This window comes from Arcicella aquatica (assembly GCF_034928825.1).
Classification (GTDB): Bacteria; Bacteroidota; Bacteroidia; order Cytophagales; family Spirosomataceae; genus Arcicella; species Arcicella aquatica.
Genome location: NZ_JAYFUL010000001.1, coordinates 302,290 through 321,932 on the forward strand (window position 1 = coordinate 302,290; position 19,643 = coordinate 321,932).

Consider the following 19,643-nt stretch of genomic DNA (forward strand, 5'->3'; position numbering starts at 1 on the left):
TCCGTTTTTATCAAACAAACATTTTCCTTATATTTATAGTTAGTTTTATATTAAAATCTTACTGTTTATAGATGTTTGCTAAATTAATCTTTCCTGATGCTATACACCCCGACGACCTAGATAGTTACCTTTATGATGGATGGTTCAGAATGGGACAAACTATTTTTACTACTAATTTTCTAAAATTCTCAGGTACTATTTACAGTGCTATCTGGCTAAGAATTAATTTACTAACTTTTGAAAAATCGAGAACGCAACAAAAACTCTATAAACTGAATGCTGATTTTAGGGTCGAGGTTCAACCTATTCACCTCACTAGCGCTCATGAAGACCTTTTTCAAAAATACAGGAGCCATATTGCTTTTGATGCTTCGCCTAATCTTGAAAACCTCCTCTTCAACAATGGCATCAATGATATTTATAATACCTACGAAGTGAATGTGTATGACCACCATAAATTAATTGCTACAGGTTTTTTCGATTTAGGTAGTACTTCCTCTGCTGGCATTACGTGTTTTTATGACCCTGACTATCGAAAACATAGCTTGGGGAAATTTCTGATGTATCAGAAAATGGAGTTCTGCCAAAAACTCGGACATACTTATTTTTACCCTGGTTATTTTGCACCTGGCTATCGCTTGTTTGACTATAAATTAGATTTAGCTAAACCAAGCCTTGAATATCTTGATGTTTGTACTGATACTTGGCTTCCGTTTAGTCAGTATGACCCTAATATCAATCCATTAGTGATAATGACGGATAAGCTTAATCAGCTATCAGTATATTTAAAAGAAATAGGGTTTGAACATACCTTCTTTCAATATGAGTATTTTGATGCAGACTTAATGACGAGTTTGAATGCCCTGAACTTATTCGATTTCCCTGTCTTTATTTATTGTTTTGAAGTAGATGACACCAATACTAGTCCAATGATTGTATATGATGTACGAGATAATCAGTTTCATTTGATGCTGTGTTCTAGTGTTTTCAGAACCCATAGCGATTATAATATTGATGATCACTATTCTACTAATCTGTTAAAAACCATTAAGCACTTATACTCAACAGAATCCATAAGAATGATGGCAGATGTTATTTCTATGTCTTTAATTAAAACAGTATAGCCCTTTATAGCAATACTTCAAGTTTTTATATGTAATTTAAAAGATATATTAATCTGAAATTATGAAGAAAAAAATAAAAGCAATCATTACAGGGACAACAGGGATGGTTGGCGAAGGTGTTTTACACGAATGCTTATTGCATCCACAAGTTGAAACAGTTTTGGTTGTAAACAGAAAACCTTGTGGTATCAATCATCCCAAATTGATTGAAATCATCCATCAGGATTTCTACGATTTTTCTTCTATCAAAGATGACCTATCTGATTATAATGCTTGTTATTTCTGTTTAGGGGTTACTTCTTTAGGAAAAAAAGAACCTGAATACACCAAGCTAACCTATACACTTACGCTCTATTTTGCTGGAATTCTTAGTGAATTAAACCCCGATATGACTTTCTGTTATGTTTCTGGGGCGGGCACGGATAGTACCGAAAAAGGGAGAAGTATGTGGGCAAGGGTAAAAGGCAAGACAGAAAACGATTTGATGAAACTGCCTTTCAAAAATGTTTTTGCTTTCAGACCGGGCTATATTCATCCAACTGATGGTTTAAAAAATACTCAACGCTACTATTCTTACCTCAGCTGGTTATTTCCAATCTTTCAAACATTGTTTCACAACTATGTTTGTACACTCACACAAGTTGGTTTAGCCATGATTAATGCTACGTTGGATGGATATAAAAAAAAGGTATTGGAAGTAAAAGATATCCACGAACTAGCAGGCATCTAACATTGCTCGATACTCATAATCTCAACAAGATTCCGCTTTCCTTTTAACAAAACTTCGCCCATTGACTGTACAACATACTGTTTAGTTACTTTTGCACAGTCAATCATTTCTTTAGAGGCCAATAAATATTTGCCGTGGTCATTACAAACACTTTGTATTCTGGCTGCGGTATTTAGCGTGTCGCCATGATAAGCAATATCTCTTTTTATTTCACCGATTTCTACTGCCGTTACCTTTCCTAAATGAAGTCCCGCCTTAAACTTTGGTACTATACCATACTCATTTGTATAATCTATCGCTTTTTTGTTGAATTGTGCCTCGCAAGCAAAATAAAAAGCAATACACGATGATTCTCTCAACCCTTCAGAAACCGTCCATGAAATTACAATTTCATCACCAACATATTGATATATCTCTGCCCTAAACTTAGGTACAACATCGTTAATATCCATAAAACTCTCCTGAATAAAAGCACTGTATTTAATATGCCCTAAGCTTTCGGCAATGGTTGTGGATGACTGTAAATCCATAAACATAAATATTCTTTCTTCTTCTCTAGGATTACGATACTTACCTAGTAAAAGAGGTAACAAAATTCCAGGTCCAAACTTTTTATTCATTTGGTTGATAAAACTGATGATAATATTCATAAAAGAAGTTTGAATCAGGAATAAATAGAAGATGTATCTCCACGATTCGTCATTCAGTCTTATATTGCTTAAATTAACCACTGGAGCAATAAATCGCACAAAGAGCACATACCTGATAATATAGAAAAGCATCAAGGAAACAATAAGAGATAGTATGGCTTTTAATATCATTACTCTCCCAAGTGATTTCCTTCTGAAAAATCTATTTTCTAAATAGTATTCAATCATTCCAAATGAGATACCAAATAAAATACCTAAAATCACTGCTAGTAAAAAACTTGATGCTAAGGTATCGCCCATGACAAAATTTGCAGTTGTCATAAACGAACGAAGTATTAAATAATGAATAACTCCAAAAGAGATATGTGCTAGAATCCAAAAATTTATTTGGATAGATAAATGAGCGAATAAGGGATATTTAAAAGTTATTCTTCTAGCACGACTTGTGTAACCTAATTTTTCTACTGACATATCAAATTTTATCAAAATTAAAGCGTGGTTCTGGGCCTCAAATCAACTACAACAAATAAAGCTATTAAGTTCTAAAGCACACAAGGCTTGGTCAATTTATCTTCAAATATTTTCTGAATACCCAATATTAAAGCTTCGACCATCAATGAAATAATTAAAGATGGTGGGTGATCAAAATCATGCTATTGTTAATCATCCTCAGTATCTCCACTGATTTTTATCATATTTTAAGCCTAGCGCTTGCCATAATTTTGTAAAAAAAACTTATATGGCAATTTTAATTTTCTTTGTAGCACACTGGTACTTATCATTATTCTCACAAACATTCTTTTTACATCGCTATGCAGCACATCAGATGTTCACGATGTCTAAAGGTTGGGAGAAATTCTTTTACTGGTTTACTTTTATTACTCAAGGCTCTTCATTTCTAAGCCCTAAGGCTTATGGTATTATGCACCGTTTGCATCATGCTTATGCCGATACAGAAAAAGACCCTCACTCACCAAGTTATTCAGACAACCTTTTCCACATGATGTGGAAAACCAAGGATTATTATAATGCTGTATTGAACGACCGTGCTGGAATTGAGCCTAAATTCTTGAAGGGTGTTCCCTATTATGCTTTGGTTGAAAAACTAGGAGACAAATGGTTTGTAAGAATTGCTTGGGGTGTTTTATACACTTTGTTTTATATGAAATTTGCTACGCATGCTTGGGAATATGCCTTATTACCCATCCACTATTTGATGGGGCCTGTTCATGGGGTAATCATCAACTGGTTTGCTCATAAATATGGTTATGTCAATTTTAAAGTAAATGACACGGCAAAAAACTTATTACCTTTTGATTTCTTGATGATGGGAGAATCGTACCACAACAATCACCATAAATTAGGTGGCAGAGCCAATTTTGGTATCAAATGGCATGAATTCGACCCTACTTATCCAGTTATCTTAGTACTGAATTTATTACACGTCATCAAACTAAAACGCAATAACGACTTGAATTATATGTAAAATCAGTTGTGAGTTAGTGAATTGTGAGTTAGTGATTTTAATTAAAGTCTCTAACTCACAATTCACTAACTCACAACTAACTCTCACTCATTCACAATTAATAACATATGGACTTTGAGGCAAAAACATTTACGCTTGGTGAACAAATAACTCCTGAACAAAAAGCGTATTTCGACCAATATGGATTTATTCATTTCAAAAATTTTATTTCAAAAGAAACCGTTGAAGCTTTTAAAAATGAGGCTCACCGTGTAGAAAAAGAATGGCTTACGGCAGGCATCGATAAGATGAACGGAATACCCCTGAAATTCGGAAAGGATGAAAAGGGTAATCCCATGATTCAGCGTTTATGCTTTTTATCACAACACAGTGCTATCTTGCATGAATATTTACAAGACCCTCGTTTAAAGGCTTTACTAACATTGATTCCCAACAATGCCAATCGCATCGGTGAAGATGAAAAAGATGGTTTGGTTTTTAATCATTATGTAAATGCTAATAACAGTAAGTTTTCGCAAATGGGTTGGCATACAGATAGTCCACGAGATTTGTTTTTAGGACAAAAAATTCTAAAAATGCTGAATGTAGGTACACATTTGGATGATTGCCCGATGGAAAACGGAGGATTAAGAGTTTTACCGGGTACACATCGATTGAATAAGATGAAAGTGTTATTTTTGAAAAAACAATTCATCGACCATAACCCTGATAAAAACGAAGTTGGTTTAAATATAGAAGCAGGCGATTTAACCGTACACGATGGTGACCTTTGGCATAGAGTAGAGGTGTGTCCATTTACAGGTGAAAAATCACGCAGAAGAGTGATGTATTTCCCGATTGTTCAAGGAAAATATCAGCCCAAAGATGAAAAAAGCAAAACACCATTTTATCATAAATTGGGTAAATTAGTTGTAAAATAGTGATTAGTAATTGGTAATTAGTGATTAAAAAAAGCGTTCTTTATTTTTCTAATCTAATAACATCAGTTTTGTCCTCCTTTAAAATAGATTAACCAAAAATCGACTTATTTCAGGACAAAATTCTAATCACTAATCACCAATTACTAATCACTAAAGAGATGAAAAAAGACTTAGAAAGCCGTGAAGACATTGAACTATTAGTCAATAGTTTTTATGATAAGATACGCAATAATGATACTTTAGGTTATATTTTCGACGAAGTAGCCAAAGTAAACTGGGAAAAACATTTACCTAAAATGTATAGTTTTTGGGAGATGATTTTATTCAATAAAGAAGGTTATGAAGGACATCCACTTCGTCCACACCTTGTAATTAACAATCAACACCCACTAAATCCACAGCATTTTAATACATGGCTTGAGCTTTTTGAGGCTACCGTCAACGAATATTTTGAAGGAGAAAAAGCAACTGAAATTAAAAGTAGGGCTAAAAATGTAGCGTTGTCTTGGGCATTTAAAATACATCATTTTAATCGTGCAGAGTGAGGACTTGTCCACTTTTGAAAAAAGGGACAAGTCTAAATACATAACTAATATTGATTAGAGGTAAATTGTACAAGCATTATTCTATCAAAAACCTCAAAGTTCTCCACGCTCAAGCAGATACCTGTTTCTTTTCTACAACTAAATCGGTACTTTTGATAATTCACTGAAACACATCTCCTTGAATATATTTCTAATCGAAAATCATGAAAATAATCTATTTTCTATTAATTCCCTTCCTATTCTTCTCTTGCAAAAAAAAGCAAGAGCAAACCCAACCAGAAGTAATGAATATTTCTGAATCGGTGTATGCTTCAGGAATCGTGAAAAGTAAAAATCAATATCAGGTATTTTCTAAAGTAAACGGCATTATTGATGAGTTGTATGTAAAAGAGGGAGATTTTGTACAGAAAGGACAGCCTTTGATGAAAATATTTAATCAAACTAGCAGATTAAATACTGAAAATGCTGCACTGATAGTTGAAAATACAGCTATAAATGCCAATGCTGATAAATTGAAAGATTTGAGTATTACGATAGACTTGGCACATAAAAAACTTCAAAGTGATTCGCTGTTGTTTCTTCGTCAAAGTAATCTTTGGACCCAACAAATAGGTACAAAGGTAGAGCTTGAACAACGGGAATTAGCCTATTCAAATGCTAAAACAGCCTACCAGTCAGCTATTTTGAAGTATAAAGAACTAAAACGGCAAGTGAATTTCTCTGCGGCACAATCAAAGAAAAACCTAGCCATTAGCCAGACAATGGAAGCAGACTATACGTTGAAGAGTGAATATACAGGTAGGCTCTATAGTCTTCAAAAAGAAAAAGGTGAAATGGTTAATTTGCAGACTGCCTTAGCCGTAATAGGTGATGCCAATATGTTTAGTCTTGAACTACAAGTAGATGAAGATGATGTAGTAAGAGTAAAGATTGGGCAAAAAATCATGGTATCAATGGATAGTTACCAAGGCAAATCTTTTGAGGCTACAGTGTATGAAATAGACCCTTTGATGAATGAAAAAACGAGGGCTTTTACGGTAAAAGCAAACTTTACTAAGCAACCAAAAATATTGTATCCAAACCTCACAGTAGAAGCAAATATTATCATTCAGACCAAACAAAAAGCATTGACCATTCCTAGGAACTATTTGGTGGATGATAGTTATGTACTGAATGAAAAAAATGAGAAAGTTAAAGTAAAAATAGGCTTAAAAGATTATCAGTCTGTAGAAATCATTTCAGGTTTAACCGCACAAGACATCATTTTAAAACCTGCCAAATGAACACAAAACTCATTTTCAGCATAGCCAAATCATTATTATTAGCACGCTGGCGACAAACGCTAGTAGCGGCTGTGGGCGTTACTTTTAGTATTACGATGTTCATTACGCTGCTAGGATTCATGAACGGTCTAAACGACTTGTTAGATAATTTAATCCTGAATCGTACCCCGCACGTTAGGCTTTTTAATGAAATAAAAGCCAATAGAAACCAACCTATTGATATTTCAGCACGTTATAAAGCCTATCATAACTTTATTCGTTCTATCAAACCTAGTGGCAATAGTATTGAAATTCGAAATAATGGGCTCATCATGCAGGCACTCCGCAATGATGATAGAGTATTAGGCATTTCACCCAAAATGACAGCTCAAGTATTTTATAACGTCGGGGATATCGATATTACTGGTGTAGTAAATGGTATAGATGTAGAAGCCGAAAGCAAACTGTTTTTCTTTCAAGACTACGTTACAGAGGGCTCTTCACTTGATTTAAAGAATGTACCTAATAGTATTATTCTTGGAAAAGGAGCGGCAGATAAAATGTTGGCTAAAATTGGCGATGTTATCCAGATTACTACACCCAAAGGTGAACGTTTTCTACTGAAAGTCGTTGGTTTTTTTCAATCAGGTATTGTTGAAATTGATAAAGTACAAAGCTATGCGTCAATAAAAACGGCTCAGAAATTATTAGGGCAGACCAATAGTTATATAACAGACATTCAAGTAAAGCTAAAAGACATGAAACAGGCTCCTGCATTGAGCAAGGAGTATGCGCATATTTTCGAAACCGATGCCGAAGATATTCAAACTGCCAATTCGCAATTTGAAACTGGGAGTTCTATACGCACGTTGATTTCTTATGCCGTTGGTATCACCTTACTGATTGTGGCAGGTTTCGGGATATACAATATCTTGAATATGATGATTTATGAAAAAATGGATACCATTGCCATTTTAAAAGCAACGGGATTTTCAGGGAAAGATGTCAATAGAATCTTTATTACAATAGCCCTGAGCATTGGATTCTTTGGTGGAATTACGGGTTTGGTTTGTGGCTTTTTGCTCTCTTCTATCATCGACCAAATTCCATTTAATACAGCAGCCTTACCTACCGTAACGACTTATCCAATCAATTATAATCTTAAATTTTACTTAATTGGAATATCCTTCTCGTTAATCACAACCTATTTCGCTGGACTTTTTCCTGCCCGAAAAGCAAGTAAAATTGACCCTGTGGACATTATTAGAGGAAAATAATATGGAACACACGACCATCATTGAGGCAAAAGCCATCAACAAAAGTTTTCATGACCCCGTAACAATCCCTATATTGAAGGATATTAACTTTTCTATCAATAAAGGGGAATTCACTTCTATCGTCGGGAAATCAGGCTGTGGCAAATCTACGTTGTTATACATTCTTTCTACAATGGATACAGACTATGAAGGCGAATTGTTGATAGATGGCGTTAGTATGCAAGGCAAAAAAGAGCAGGACTTAGCCCGAGTGCGTAATGAAAAGATTGGCTTTGTATTTCAGTTTCATTATTTATTGAATGAATTTACGGTATTAAAAAACGTAATGTTGCCCGGATTGAAACTTAATAAATATTCTGAACAGGAATTAGAACATAGAGCGATGGAACACCTAAGGAAATTAGGAATTGAAAAACAAGCTTTGAAAAATGCTACACAACTTTCGGGTGGCGAAAAACAAAGAGTAGCGATTGCCAGAGCTTTAATTAATGACCCCTTAATTATCATGGGCGATGAACCCACAGGAAACTTAGATAAGAAGAATACAGAAGTAGTTTTTGATATTTTTCAACAATTAGCCACCGAGTATCACCAAGCCCTGCTTATCGTAACGCATGACCCAAGCTTTGCCAGTCGAACCAATCGAATTATTGAGATGGAGGATGGTAGGATTATTAAGAGTTGAAAGTAAAAAATATTGATTCGTAAATTAAGGGTTGAGAACAAGAAAAATATTCAAACAACTTTTCTAATAAATTATAAATATTTAATATATTTACAAAACTATAAAAATAGACTTTTACTTTACATTTCTCAAGTTGTTCAAATAAATTCAAAATGACCGAAGAAGAATTAAACGCAAGATTTAATGTAGTCGAAAAACTCACAAATCTTTTCAAATTTGAGAGAATGCTACACCTTGTAGTTACATCTACGTCATTAATTATTTTATTTGCAAGCATTATTCTTACAATACAAAAAGAGAAAGCAGGTAGTACTGAATTAACATTAATGTTTGGTTCATCTGGATTAATTACATATGCTGCTGGTAGATTACTAAGGATGTGGGATCAAGCTTTGAAAGTTATTGTTGGTGGAAAAATAGATGAAAAGATATGAACCCAATTGATATATCAAAAATTGAAAAAAGCTCAAAAATTTCAGCAATTGTGAGCTTTATGGGAATTGTAATTTTCATGGGTTCACTCATATATGCTGGTTTAAGCTTAAATTCTGTAGAAAATGAATTAACCCTTAAACAAAAAAAAATTGACTCATTAAATATCTACTATTCTAGCCTATCTAAAAATATTAATAGTTTAAAAGACGATGAAAAAGAACTTACAGATTTCTTAGTCAGATTAATCGAATCAACTAGTAAAGCTAACAAATCTTCTGATTTATATAATGGGATTAATTGGAATAGCGTTACAAAAAGTATTACAAATCTTCCTTCTGGCAAAAGAAAAACTTCTGTTTTTATTGCCTTATTGATGACTTGGAAGGAAATACCTTTTATGTTGAATAAAAAAAATCCTTCAATTGGGTTTGATTCTCCACGGTTTATAAAATATGTATTGGAACAAGTTGGAGTAAATGTTGAGAAAAAAAAGGATGAACGTTTATCAGACGCAATGATGAGGAGTTTTCAAAAAGTTGAGAAACCTTTACCTGGAGATTTAATTTTTTATAAAGGAAAGGTAGGTAGTTTCTGTCTGATTTACTTGGGCGATGGTTTGGAGAATGGACAAGGTATAGCAATTGGAACATTACAAGCAATATCGCCTCTTTCAATTTATGAGACCAAGAACATTAATACACCTTTTTTTCCATTTATAGGCTATTATCGCCCAAATTATTAGAATGAAATACAAAGTGTTCAACAAGCTGGCTTACAAAATTATGTACCAATGGAAAACTTATTGAGCAGATTTGGGGAGGCTCTTTATAACCTTAACTAACACTTCTTGCCCCACAGATTCAGGAATCACAATACCTTCTATGCTAGCAGAAGCAATTGCAGAAGCTAAAATACGCTGTCTCAGGGCCTCTTTATCCGATATATTTATTAGCTTTTTCATATCCTAAATTTACACTATTACTTTTCATTTAACAAATAAAGTATTAAGCCAAGACTAAGCTTTGAGATTTCAACAAAAAAATCTCAAAGCTCAATACAAACAACTATCAATAACTCAACTCAACAATTTCTTTCACAATAGCTGGTGTAATATCTTTACGTTCGCCGAGGGCTTTCCAACCTCTTTCTGTAAAACGTTTTTCGATAAAATCTGCTGATTTGGCATAATCGTCAGTGTATTCTGACAAACGAGTTTTTGCCCCTAATTCATGTAAGAATGCTACTGTGCGGTCTATCGCAGCATTGGCTCTTTCTTCCAAAGTTCCTTCGGTAATGTTCCACACTCTTTGTCCGTATTGTGCTAATTTATCCTTTTTATTCTCGAAGCGTACACGGTATAAATTCGGGAAAATAATGGCTAATGTCATGGCATGATCAATATTGTACAAAGCCGTAAGTTCATGACCAATAGCATGAGTAGCCCAGTCGGTAGGTACGCCTTTTTGAATCAAACCGTTCAATGCCATCGTACAACTCCACATAAAATTAGAAGCCGCTTGATAATCGCTAGGGTCTGCCAAAATTTTAGGGGCAACCTCAACCAAGGTTTGTAAAATACTTTCAGCAAAACGGTCTTGTAACAAAGCCCCTGCTGGATAGGTAAGGTATTGTTCTAACACGTGGGTATAAGCATCAACAATCCCATTTAAAAGCTGACGATGTGGAATGCTTTTGATTACTTCAGGGTCAAGTACAGAAAATTTTGGAAATAATCCAGGGCCACCCATGCCTAGTTTTTCATGAGTAGATTTTCGAGTAATAACTGCCCCTGAATTCATTTCTGAACCTGTAGCTGGTAATGTTAATACAGTTCCAAAAGGCATTGCTTTAGTAGTACGAACTGGCTTTGTTAAAATCTCCCAAGGGTCGCCTTGGTAATCTACAGCCGCTACCAAGAATTTTGTACCGTCTATTACCGAACCTCCACCTACAGCTAGTACATAATCTACTTTTTCAGCACGCATGATTTCTACGGCTTTCATGAGGGTTTCATAGCTTGGGTTAGGCTCAATACCAGCAAACTCAATAACTTTTCTACCAGCCAAAGCCTTGGTTACTTGTTCGTAAACGCCATTGGTTTTAATACTTCCTCCACCGTAAGTCATTAAAATAGTGGCATCAGCAGGAATTTCTTTGGTGATTGAGGCTATTTGTCCCTTTCCAAAAAGGATTTTAGTAGGGTTCTGAAAATCAAAATTTAACATGATTATGGTTTTGTTTATAAATGAAATTTTCAGCAAATCTTTTTAATAAAAATGGTTTGCTGATACATATTCAACAAACCACAGCATTGAAAAGTTTTTATACTCTCAAAAATCATAACATCACTTATCTATCGGAAAGAAATCAATTACCTCCTCAATAATTTTAAAAGCTTTGTCCTGCACATACGGTGCATTAATCAATACTTCAAGAAGATTGGTTTGGATGACACGAAGGTTATTTTGTTTCCACCAAAAATCAGTCTTTAAGCCTTGAGCCAATACCAGATTGGTCAAAAAAAGGAATAATACAAATAGGAAAAGCTTTTTCATGAGTTAATGCTTGAGGGTGAATAAAATAAAAGTAAAACAAAAACCTGAAAGTGAAAGTCGGGTTTGTAGGTAATAAAATTTTCTTGTAGCTTATATTTTCAAGATAGACATCCGTTTTTATGAAGTTTGTATATTTACCAAATGAAGCAGTTTAAAGTTTCCGTTTCTTAGGTGAAAGTATTGTATTTTTGAATTGATTTTTTCAACATTTGCGAAGCATAGCATCGCTACGTTGAGTAAATTTTGGAACAAGCTATGCTAAAAGACTTAGTTTAACCCGAAAGGGAAAGTTTAAACAGCTTCAATATTAAAACAAAACCTTATTTATATGAAAAAAATCTTTAGTATCGTACTATTATTATGCTTAGTTAAATCAGCTTTTGCTCAACAAAAATTTTATCAGATTGGCGATTATCCTTTAGAGAATGGACAGGTTCTGAAAGACTGTAAAATTGGCTATCGCACTTTCGGAAAATTAAATGGGGATAAATCGAATGCAGTATTGGTGCCTACTTGGTTTACGGGTACGAGCCAACAAAAATCTTTTGTGGCCAATCCAAGTGATATTGCCGACAGCACTAAATACTTTGTCATCGTTGTAGATGCCCTCGGAAATGGCGTTTCCTCCTCTCCTTCTAATAGCATTAGTCAGAAAGATAAACTTTTTCCCACAATCAGCATTCGAGACATGGTAAATACTGAATACAAATTGGTGAAAGAATCGTTAAAAATCAATCATTTATATGCAGTAACAGGTATTTCAATGGGTGGAATGCAGTCTTTCCAGTGGATGGTTAGTTATCCTGATTTTGTTGATAAAATTGTACCTATTATTGGTAGTCCAAAGCAAAGTTCTTATGATAAATTGTATTGGAATCTACAGTTGAATATTATTGAGAGAGGTCAATATGCTAATGAGACGATGAAGACTGTCTATGCCTTACATCAATTAAACTTATGGACGCCTAGTTTCAGAGAAGAAAATACACAGTCGGACGATTATGCCAATTATATCAAAAAGATTGAGGAGGATGCATTGAAGCTAAATCCTTATGATTGGGCGATACAATTAAAGGCAATGATTAATCATGATATTTTTCAAGGGAAAAAGCCAGAAGAAATTGCCACAAAAGTAAAGGCAAAGGTGATGATAGTAGTTGCTACTCAAGACCACATGGTCAATCCACAAGCAGCCATTCGTTTTGGGAAATTATTAAAAGCACCCATCGTAGAACTAACGGGTAATTGCGGACACATGGCTACTTCGTGTGAGGGAGATAAAATGCGTGCCCACATTAAAGGCTTTTTGGATTAGCATTTATATTTAGGCGGTGACTTAGGTCACCGCCTAAATATAAAATTTACAGTTCTTCTTTAAACTGAAACGTAAGTACTGGTAATGGTGAACGAATGATTACTTGTTTAGACTTGCTTGGGTCTATAATTTGGCTGAGAAAATTGCGATGATGAGCCGCTAGAACAATTAAATCTGCTCCTTGGGCTTTAGCAGCTTTCAAAATCCCGTCGGTTACATGTTCGTCCTTCACTTTGCTTATTTCAAAATCTTCTTTAATAAAAGTACCTTTAATCTGGTCAATAAATTGTTGATCTGACTGAATATCAGGTTCAAATGAAGCTTCTACTTTTACAAGATTTACTTTAGCCTTCAATTGACTGGTAATAGCAAACAATTGTGCTAATATATCACTTTCATCAAACTCTAATTGGGTAGCATATAATACTTGCTTAATGACTACATTTTCTACATTCTGGGGAATTGCCAACACAGGAATAGAAGACTTGGCGATAATATGAGCAGCATTGCTTCCTATCAACTTATTTAAAAAGCCTCCTGAACCTGTTCTTCCTATTACCAATAAGTCTATTTCATGTTTTTCAATTACATCAAAAATACCAGAAGTTACATCATTTAATTCTAACACGGTTTCGTATGCTATACCTGCTGCCTCTATCTCTTTTTCAAAAGGAACGAATTTGGCATACATACTTTTAGTCTGCTCATTTAAAGATTCCATCATCAATAAAGAGTCTGCATAGATACCTGGTTCTACATAATAAGGCAAATAGGTATGTACTAAATAGATTTTAGCATCATAAGCTTTTGCTATTAAGATAGCATATTCTAGCGTTTTGTGTGAGTTCTCCGAGAAGTCGGTTGCAACAAGGATGTTTTTCATGGTTTGTAAATTGGTTTAATACAAATTTGTATTTTTTTTTAATTTTTTCAACTAATGAATATCAACCTTTTAACTGAATTTAGTCATATCAGAAGTATTATAATAATATGAATAAAATTCTGTACCAGACATTCACTAACAAAAGCCATACCTCTTTGTATATTTACCTAAGCTTTTTAGTTTATTGGCAAACAACTATGTATCAACTTGCCTTACTATAATGGCAAAAAACAATCTCTTAAAAACTAAATAACATGAAAAAATGCTTACTCTTGATTTTACTCTTTTTGAGCACATTCACAACCTTTAGCCAAACATCCCAAAAATTACGCGTGTTGGTATTGACCGATATTGAAGCTGACCCTGATGATTCGCAGTCTTTAGTAAGATTTTTGACTTACGCCAATCAGTGGGATATTGAAGGTTTTATTGCTACTACTTCTATTCATCAAAAAGACATGGTAGCCCCTGAAAGTATTCATGCCACTTTAGATGCCTATGGAAAAATTCAAGCGAATTTATTAAAACATGAGCAAGGCTACCCTACTGCAACCATGCTCAAGGCAAAAGTAAAGAAACATCTCGCTTTGTATGGTATGGAAGGTGTGGGCGAAGGAAAGGATTCTGAAGGTTCTGATTTAATCATTAAGACCCTTGAACAAAAAGATAGCCGTCCTGTTTGGATTCCTGTTTGGGGTGGTACTAACTGCTTGGCACAGGCTCTTTGGAAAATACGAAAAACCAAAAATAACAAAGAGGCTCAAATACTTTACGATAAAATAAGGGTTTACACGATTTCAGATCAAGATGACTCAGGGCCTTGGATTCGGAAAAACTTCCCAAGTATTTTTTACATCGTAACGCCGGGGTATAATTATTCAAGAGCTACTTGGTTGGGCATTGCTTTTGGTTTACCGGGCTCTAATACAGAAGTAGTAAGTAGCGATTGGCTGGCTAAAAATATTCAGCAAGGACACGGAGCTTTAGGAGCTACTTATCCTGATGTTGCTTATGGCATGGAAGGCGACACGCCATCTTTTTTATCATTAATCAATAATGGATTGAACACCCCTGAAAAACCTGATTTTGGGGGTTGGGGTGGGCGATATGAACTATACTTGCCTGATTTTGAAGATTCAAACACAGGGATGTTTAAAAGAGCAAATTGGCCAAAAGATGAACCTGAAACTCGACCAATATGGACAAATGTTAAAGATTCGATTGTTTCTGCTATCGACAAAAAGACCTATATCGGTAATAAAGAAACAATATGGCGATGGAGAGAAGCTTTTCAGAATGACTTCGCTGCCAGAATGCTTTGGTGTACCAAAGATTATAAAGAGGTAAATCACCCACCTATTCCTAAGCTTAAACACGCTGAAGAAATCACGGTTAAAGCTGGGCAATTATTTTATTTAGATGCCTCGCCAACTACTGACCCTGATGGTGATTCTGTCAGTTTTCTTTGGTTTCAGTATCCAGAAGCAGGCACTTATAAAGGGTTGGTAAGCCATAAACCCTATGCTGCCAATTTGAAAAGATTACCAATAACAGCTCCATTGGTCAATTCAGCAGAAAGTGTTCACTTTATTTTAGCTGTAAAAGACAAAGGAACGCCTGCTCTAACAAGGTATAAAAGAGTAATTATTAATATTGTTCCTTGATGATTGTTCTATAAAGCTTATTCCAAACCTGTAGAATTATTCAGATTGGAATAAGCTTTATAGAATCCTAAACCGTCTGCGAAAATAATTTCTTTGAGGTATTCGCTTGTAACATCCTTTTATCAAAAGCCATACAAATATTACGGATGAAGGGTCTGCCTTCTGGATTTACTTTTAACGAATTGGCATCATAAGTCAATAGTCCGTCCTGCTTAAAGCCTTCTAGCTTTTCAAACAGTGCTTGTTTTTCTTCAAAACTAAATTCTTCATCAGTCCACGAAGTAGCAAACTGACACATAATATCAAGTATCTGTTGACGTACTGTTAAATCCTCCTCTGTCAGAATATGTCCTTTCAAAATTGGCAGTTCATTATTCGCTATCATGTTTTGGTATTCATCAATATCCTTTACATTTTGCGAAAAAGCGTTCCAAGAATCACTAATGGATGATACTCCTAAACCTAACAATACTTTTGTTTGGGTAGTAGTATACCCCATAAAGTTTCTGTTTAAAGTCCCCTGTTGCATGGCTTTATACATAGCATCGTGCGGTAACGCAAAATGATCCATCCCTATTTCAGCATACCCGTTTTCTTCAAAAAGCATCCTACCTGTTTCATAAAGCTTGCGTTTTAATTCAGCCGAAGGTAAATCTTCATCCTTAAAACCTCGCTGACCACTTCCTTTTATCCAAGGCACATGGGCATAAGAATAAAAAGCCAAGCGGTCTGGTTGCAACTCAATCGTTTTGGCAATAGTGTCCTCAATAGAAGATACCTCCTGAAAGGGTAAACCAAAGACTAAATCGTGGCTAATAGACTCATAACCGATGGCTCTACTCCATTCTGTCACTTGCTTTACATTTTCGAATGGTTGTATTCTATGAATAGCTTTTTGAACGACAGGGTCATAATCTTGTACCCCAAAGCTTACTCTTTTAAAGCCTAAATCATATAATGTTTTTAAGTGTTGGTATGAAGTATTATTGGGATGGCCTTCAAAACTAAATTCATAAGCTGAATTAATAGTGGCATGTTTTAAAATACCATCTATTAATAAATCTAGCATTTCTGGAGCAAAGAAACTCGGCGTTCCGCCTCCCAGATGAATTTCAGCAATGTTCGGTTTTTCAGAAAAATGATTCAAATACAATTGCCATTCTTTCAAAACCGCCTCTATATAAGGTTTTTCTACCTGATGATTTTTAGTAATGCGTTTATTACATCCACAAAAAGTACAAAGACTTTCACAATAGGGAAGATGAATGTATAGACTAATGCCCGTAGCGGTATTGGTAGTTTCAAAAGTATTACTCAAAGAAGACACCCATGCGTTTTCTCCAAAACTATCATCCTGCCAGAAAGGTACCGTCGGGTAGCTTGTATAGCGTGGGCCGGGCACATTGTATTTACTAATTAATGTATTCATAAGTAGTGATTAGTGATTGGCTGTGCTTGCCTAAATGTTATCATTTGTTTACGATAGATGATAACGTTGTTTAAATTATATTGATTACTTAGCTCAAAATTAGCTTTAAGTCCTTACCAAGTCTTATGATTTTTATCAGTTTAGTTACTGATAAATCCTTGTGTAGGCTCTGACTTATCTCATGGGCAAAGCAAGTCTTTTAGGCGAATTTTGAGGCATAAATAATGCTAAAATCTTCAAAAAATGCAAGTTATCTTCTTTATGATTGGTATAAGTTTATTGATGGCCTTAGGTTTTCTGGGGGCTTTCTTCTGGTCGATGTCTAAAGGACAAAATGATGATTTACATACACCCGCTATGCGGATTTTATTTGAAGACAAAGACTAAAAACCCTCCCCACCATGAAAAACAACACACAAAATCAAAACAGTCAAGAACAGAAAAAATGTACCTGCGACAAAGACTGTAAACGTTGCAAAGCCCTTAAAGAAATTGACTTTGAGCTAATTAACCAGAAATAAATAATATTATGTCAGCGATCAATACCAATGTAGAACATTTTGAGTACGATAATAAAATCGTCCGAAATTTTGCACTTGCCTCTATTATTTTTGCCATAGTGGGCTTGCTAGTCGGAGTACTTATTGCCACTCAACTCTTTATGCCTTCTGCCAACATTACGCAATACTTTACTTTTGGCCGTATTCGTGCATTACACACTAATGCAGTAATTTTTGCCTTTGTAGGAAATGCTATTTTTGCAGGAATTTATTATTCTTTACAACGTCTTTGTAAAGCCCGTTTGTTTAGCGACTTACTGTCGAAAATTCACTTTTGGGGTTGGCAATTAATTATTTTGTCGGCTGCCATTACGCTTCCTTTAGGGATGAGTACCTCTAAAGAATATGCAGAATTAGAATGGCCTATCGATATCGCCATTGCCTTGATTTGGGTAGTATTTGGTATCAATATGTTTGGTACTATTCTAAAACGCCGCGAACGTCACTTATACGTAGCCATCTGGTTTTATATAGCTACCTTCGTTACAATTGCCCTATTGCATATTGTTAACTCGTTGGCTATTCCCATTTCTTGGACAAAAAGCTATTCAATTTACGCAGGTGTACAAGATGCCTTAGTACAATGGTGGTACGGACACAATGCTGTGGCATTCTTCTTAACAACGCCATTTTTAGGGTTGATGTACTATTTCTTACCTAAAATGGCTAACCGTCCTGTATATTCTTATAAATTATCAATTCTTCACTTTTGGTCATTGATTTTCTTATATATCTGGGCTGGGCCACACCATTTACTTTATACAAGCTTACCCGACTGGGCACAGTCTTTAGGGACTGTTTTCTCTATCATGCTGATTGCTCCATCTTGGGGGGGTATGATTAACGGTTTGCTTACGCTTCGTGGTGCTTGGGATAGTGTACGAGAAGACCCTCGATTAAAAATGATGGTAGTGGGTATTACGGCCTACGGTATGGCTACTTTTGAAGGACCAATGCTTTCGTTGAAAAACATCAATGCTATTGCTCACTATACCGACTGGATTCCTGCACACGTACACGTAGGAGCGTTGGGCTGGAATGGCTTCCTTTCATTTGCCATCATGTATTATATGATTCCTAAGATTTATGGAAACCAGATGTTCTCTAAAAAATTGATGAACGCTCACTTCTGGTTAGGTACTTTAGGAATTTTGTTCTGGGCTGTGCCAATGTATATCGCTGGTTTTACTCAAGGTATGATGTGGAAAGAATTTACAGCAGAAGGTAATTTAAAATATGCCAACTTCTTAGAAACTACGCTACAGATTATTCCAATGTATATGATGCGTGCTTTGGGTGGTGTTTTCTACTTATCTGGTGCTTTAATTGGTGCTTACAACATCTTCAAAACGATGCTTGTTGGTAAATTAGTAGCTAACGAAGCTGCTCAGGCTCCTGCACTAGAAAAAGTATTTGTAGCACAAGGAACGGATACTTACTGGCATAGATGGCTTGAACGCAAACCAATGCCTTTGTTAGTAGGTGCTTTAGTAGTAGTAGCGATAGGGTCTTTAATTGAGCTGATGCCTACTTTAATGGTAAAATCTAATGTGCCTACCATCGCTTCGGTAATGCCTTATACGCCTTTAGAACTACAAGGTAGAGATTTATACATTCGTGAGGGTTGTGTTTCTTGTCATAGTCAGATGATTCGTCCTTTCCGTTCAGAAACTGAAAGATATGGTGAATATTCTAAAGCAGGCGAATTTGTGTACGACCACCCATTCTTGTGGGGTTCAAAGAGAACAGGTCCAGATTTACATCGCGAGGGTGGAAAGTATCCAGATTCTTGGCACTATCACCACATGCGTGAACCAAGTTCTATGTCGCCTGGCTCTATTATGCCTAATTATGATTGGTTGTTAACGCAAACGCTGAATAGCTCAAACACCAAAGACAAACTAAAAGCCATGAAGACTTTAGGCGTGCCTTATGATGAATACGCTATCGAGCATGCTGATGAAGACCTTAAAATTCAGGCAAAAGGTATTGCAGATAACTTAGCCAAAGAGGGAATTAAAGTTACTCCAGACAAGGAAATTATCGCATTGATTGCTTATCTGCAAAGGATAGGTACTGATATTAAAAAAGGAGAGAAATAAAACCTCCTTCCCATTATTATC

20 protein-coding genes are annotated in these 19,643 nt (G+C 35.3%); 14 read left to right on the top strand and 6 right to left on the bottom strand.

What is annotated here, in order from left to right:
* The first annotated feature begins 71 nt into the window (after positions 1 to 71).
* Both VB264_RS01195 and VB264_RS01200 read left to right on the top strand, forming a co-directional pair.
* Positions 72 to 1,124, top strand: a complete 1,053-nt coding sequence (locus tag VB264_RS01195) for an arginyl-tRNA--protein arginylyltransferase (protein WP_323246179.1) — start codon at positions 72 to 74, stop codon at positions 1,122 to 1,124.
* 61 nt (positions 1,125 to 1,185) lie between these two features.
* A complete protein-coding gene (locus VB264_RS01200) occupies positions 1,186 to 1,854 on the top strand; it encodes a Rossmann-fold NAD(P)-binding domain-containing protein (RefSeq protein WP_309913683.1) in 669 nt (222 codons plus the stop codon).
* On the opposite strand, the gene VB264_RS01205 is transcribed toward VB264_RS01200, so the two are convergent.
* A complete protein-coding gene (locus tag VB264_RS01205) occupies positions 1,851 to 2,825 on the bottom strand; it encodes an adenylate/guanylate cyclase domain-containing protein (protein WP_323246180.1) in 975 nt (324 codons plus the stop codon). The genes VB264_RS01200 and VB264_RS01205 overlap by 4 nt on opposite strands.
* 418 nt (positions 2,826 to 3,243) lie before the next feature.
* Between VB264_RS01205 and VB264_RS01210 the strand changes: the two genes are divergently transcribed.
* From VB264_RS01210 to VB264_RS01245, 8 genes are all read left to right on the top strand, one after another.
* Positions 3,244 to 3,990 carry an acyl-CoA desaturase gene (locus VB264_RS01210; protein WP_323246181.1) on the top strand — a complete coding sequence of 249 codons (747 nt, stop codon included), beginning with the start codon at positions 3,244 to 3,246 and terminating at the stop codon, positions 3,988 to 3,990.
* A 107-nt stretch (positions 3,991 to 4,097) separates the two neighbouring features.
* Positions 4,098 to 4,910 carry a phytanoyl-CoA dioxygenase family protein gene (locus tag VB264_RS01215; protein WP_323246182.1) on the top strand — a complete coding sequence of 271 codons (813 nt, stop codon included), beginning with the start codon at positions 4,098 to 4,100 and terminating at the stop codon, positions 4,908 to 4,910.
* A 158-nt stretch (positions 4,911 to 5,068) separates the two neighbouring features.
* Positions 5,069 to 5,455, top strand: coding sequence for a group III truncated hemoglobin (locus VB264_RS01220; RefSeq protein ID WP_323246183.1), 387 nt, complete (start codon positions 5,069 to 5,071; stop codon positions 5,453 to 5,455).
* 203 nt (positions 5,456 to 5,658) lie between these two features.
* On the top strand, positions 5,659 to 6,738 hold the full coding sequence (locus VB264_RS01225; protein ID WP_323246184.1) for an efflux RND transporter periplasmic adaptor subunit: 1,080 nt from the start codon (positions 5,659 to 5,661) through the stop codon (positions 6,736 to 6,738).
* Entirely contained in the window at positions 6,735 to 7,994 is a 1,260-nt protein-coding gene (locus tag VB264_RS01230) for an ABC transporter permease (protein ID WP_323246185.1), read from the top strand. Before VB264_RS01225 ends, VB264_RS01230 begins: the two co-directional genes overlap by 4 nt.
* A gap of 1 nt (position 7,995) precedes the next feature.
* Positions 7,996 to 8,679 carry an ABC transporter ATP-binding protein gene (locus tag VB264_RS01235; RefSeq protein ID WP_323246186.1) on the top strand — a complete coding sequence of 228 codons (684 nt, stop codon included), beginning with the start codon at positions 7,996 to 7,998 and terminating at the stop codon, positions 8,677 to 8,679.
* 152 nt (positions 8,680 to 8,831) lie between these two features.
* The gene (locus VB264_RS01240) at positions 8,832 to 9,113 is read left to right on the top strand and encodes a hypothetical protein (RefSeq protein WP_323246187.1); all 282 of its coding nucleotides are present in this window, start codon (positions 8,832 to 8,834) and stop codon (positions 9,111 to 9,113) included.
* Positions 9,110 to 9,856 (top strand): NlpC/P60 family protein, encoded by a 747-nt coding sequence (locus tag VB264_RS01245; protein WP_323246188.1) that lies wholly within the window; start codon positions 9,110 to 9,112, stop codon positions 9,854 to 9,856. The genes VB264_RS01240 and VB264_RS01245 overlap by 4 nt, the downstream gene beginning before the upstream one ends.
* A 57-nt stretch (positions 9,857 to 9,913) precedes the next feature.
* On the opposite strand, the gene VB264_RS01250 is transcribed toward VB264_RS01245, so the two are convergent.
* From VB264_RS01250 to VB264_RS01260, 3 genes are all read right to left on the bottom strand, one after another.
* Entirely contained in the window at positions 9,914 to 10,075 is a 162-nt protein-coding gene (locus VB264_RS01250) for a hypothetical protein (protein ID WP_323246189.1), read from the bottom strand.
* A 106-nt stretch (positions 10,076 to 10,181) separates the two neighbouring features.
* Positions 10,182 to 11,339 carry an iron-containing alcohol dehydrogenase gene (locus tag VB264_RS01255; RefSeq protein WP_309913664.1) on the bottom strand — a complete coding sequence of 386 codons (1,158 nt, stop codon included), beginning with the start codon at positions 11,337 to 11,339 and terminating at the stop codon, positions 10,182 to 10,184.
* A 120-nt stretch (positions 11,340 to 11,459) separates the two neighbouring features.
* Positions 11,460 to 11,669, bottom strand: coding sequence for a hypothetical protein (locus VB264_RS01260; RefSeq protein WP_323246190.1), 210 nt, complete (start codon positions 11,667 to 11,669; stop codon positions 11,460 to 11,462).
* Positions 11,670 to 11,997: 328 nt separating this feature from the next.
* Here VB264_RS01260 and VB264_RS01265 point away from each other — a divergent pair, with 328 nt between their 5' ends.
* A complete protein-coding gene (locus tag VB264_RS01265; protein WP_323246191.1) occupies positions 11,998 to 12,984 on the top strand; it encodes an alpha/beta hydrolase in 987 nt (328 codons plus the stop codon).
* 46 nt (positions 12,985 to 13,030) lie between these two features.
* On the opposite strand, the gene VB264_RS01270 is transcribed toward VB264_RS01265, so the two are convergent.
* A complete protein-coding gene (locus tag VB264_RS01270) occupies positions 13,031 to 13,867 on the bottom strand; it encodes a universal stress protein (protein WP_323246192.1) in 837 nt (278 codons plus the stop codon).
* Positions 13,868 to 14,121: 254 nt separating this feature from the next.
* Between VB264_RS01270 and VB264_RS01275 the strand changes: the two genes are divergently transcribed.
* Positions 14,122 to 15,531, top strand: a complete 1,410-nt coding sequence (locus tag VB264_RS01275; protein WP_323246193.1) for a DUF1593 domain-containing protein — start codon at positions 14,122 to 14,124, stop codon at positions 15,529 to 15,531.
* Between the two features lie 67 nt (positions 15,532 to 15,598).
* Here VB264_RS01275 and hemN read toward each other — a convergent pair whose 3' ends face one another.
* On the bottom strand, positions 15,599 to 16,960 hold the full coding sequence (hemN, locus tag VB264_RS01280; RefSeq protein WP_323246194.1) for an oxygen-independent coproporphyrinogen III oxidase: 1,362 nt from the start codon (positions 16,958 to 16,960) through the stop codon (positions 15,599 to 15,601).
* A 243-nt stretch (positions 16,961 to 17,203) separates the two neighbouring features.
* Here hemN and ccoS point away from each other — a divergent pair, with 243 nt between their 5' ends.
* Positions 17,204 to 17,347 (top strand): cbb3-type cytochrome oxidase assembly protein CcoS, encoded by a 144-nt coding sequence (gene ccoS, locus VB264_RS01285; protein ID WP_309913645.1) that lies wholly within the window; start codon positions 17,204 to 17,206, stop codon positions 17,345 to 17,347.
* 142 nt (positions 17,348 to 17,489) lie between these two features.
* On the top strand, positions 17,490 to 19,622 hold the full coding sequence (ccoN, locus tag VB264_RS01290; protein WP_323246195.1) for a cytochrome-c oxidase, cbb3-type subunit I: 2,133 nt from the start codon (positions 17,490 to 17,492) through the stop codon (positions 19,620 to 19,622).
* Positions 19,623 to 19,643 lie beyond the last annotated feature (21 nt).

Bases quoted from the DNA above. Each gene is read 5' to 3' on its own strand.
- VB264_RS01270 (WP_323246192.1), bottom strand. From the start codon at position 13,867: ATGAAAAACATCCTTGTTGCAACCGACTTCTCGGAGAACTCACACAAA.
- VB264_RS01240 (WP_323246187.1), top strand. From the start codon at position 8,832: ATGACCGAAGAAGAATTAAACGCAAGATTTAATGTAGTCGAAAAACTC.
- VB264_RS01275 (WP_323246193.1), top strand. From the start codon at position 14,122: ATGAAAAAATGCTTACTCTTGATTTTACTCTTTTTGAGCACATTCACA.
- VB264_RS01230 (WP_323246185.1), top strand. From the start codon at position 6,735: ATGAACACAAAACTCATTTTCAGCATAGCCAAATCATTATTATTAGCA.
- VB264_RS01260 (WP_323246190.1), bottom strand. From the start codon at position 11,669: ATGAAAAAGCTTTTCCTATTTGTATTATTCCTTTTTTTGACCAATCTG.
- ccoN (WP_323246195.1), top strand. From the start codon at position 17,490: ATGTCAGCGATCAATACCAATGTAGAACATTTTGAGTACGATAATAAA.
- VB264_RS01235 (WP_323246186.1), top strand. From the start codon at position 7,996: ATGGAACACACGACCATCATTGAGGCAAAAGCCATCAACAAAAGTTTT.
- VB264_RS01250 (WP_323246189.1), bottom strand. From the start codon at position 10,075: ATGAAAAAGCTAATAAATATATCGGATAAAGAGGCCCTGAGACAGCGT.
- VB264_RS01225 (WP_323246184.1), top strand. From the start codon at position 5,659: ATGAAAATAATCTATTTTCTATTAATTCCCTTCCTATTCTTCTCTTGC.
- VB264_RS01200 (WP_309913683.1), top strand. From the start codon at position 1,186: ATGAAGAAAAAAATAAAAGCAATCATTACAGGGACAACAGGGATGGTT.
- hemN (WP_323246194.1), bottom strand. From the start codon at position 16,960: ATGAATACATTAATTAGTAAATACAATGTGCCCGGCCCACGCTATACA.
- VB264_RS01220 (WP_323246183.1), top strand. From the start codon at position 5,069: ATGAAAAAAGACTTAGAAAGCCGTGAAGACATTGAACTATTAGTCAAT.
- VB264_RS01210 (WP_323246181.1), top strand. From the start codon at position 3,244: ATGGCAATTTTAATTTTCTTTGTAGCACACTGGTACTTATCATTATTC.
- VB264_RS01255 (WP_309913664.1), bottom strand. From the start codon at position 11,339: ATGTTAAATTTTGATTTTCAGAACCCTACTAAAATCCTTTTTGGAAAG.
- ccoS (WP_309913645.1), top strand. From the start codon at position 17,204: ATGCAAGTTATCTTCTTTATGATTGGTATAAGTTTATTGATGGCCTTA.
- VB264_RS01265 (WP_323246191.1), top strand. From the start codon at position 11,998: ATGAAAAAAATCTTTAGTATCGTACTATTATTATGCTTAGTTAAATCA.
- VB264_RS01245 (WP_323246188.1), top strand. From the start codon at position 9,110: ATGAACCCAATTGATATATCAAAAATTGAAAAAAGCTCAAAAATTTCA.
- VB264_RS01195 (WP_323246179.1), top strand. From the start codon at position 72: ATGTTTGCTAAATTAATCTTTCCTGATGCTATACACCCCGACGACCTA.
- VB264_RS01205 (WP_323246180.1), bottom strand. From the start codon at position 2,825: ATGACAACTGCAAATTTTGTCATGGGCGATACCTTAGCATCAAGTTTT.
- VB264_RS01215 (WP_323246182.1), top strand. From the start codon at position 4,098: ATGGACTTTGAGGCAAAAACATTTACGCTTGGTGAACAAATAACTCCT.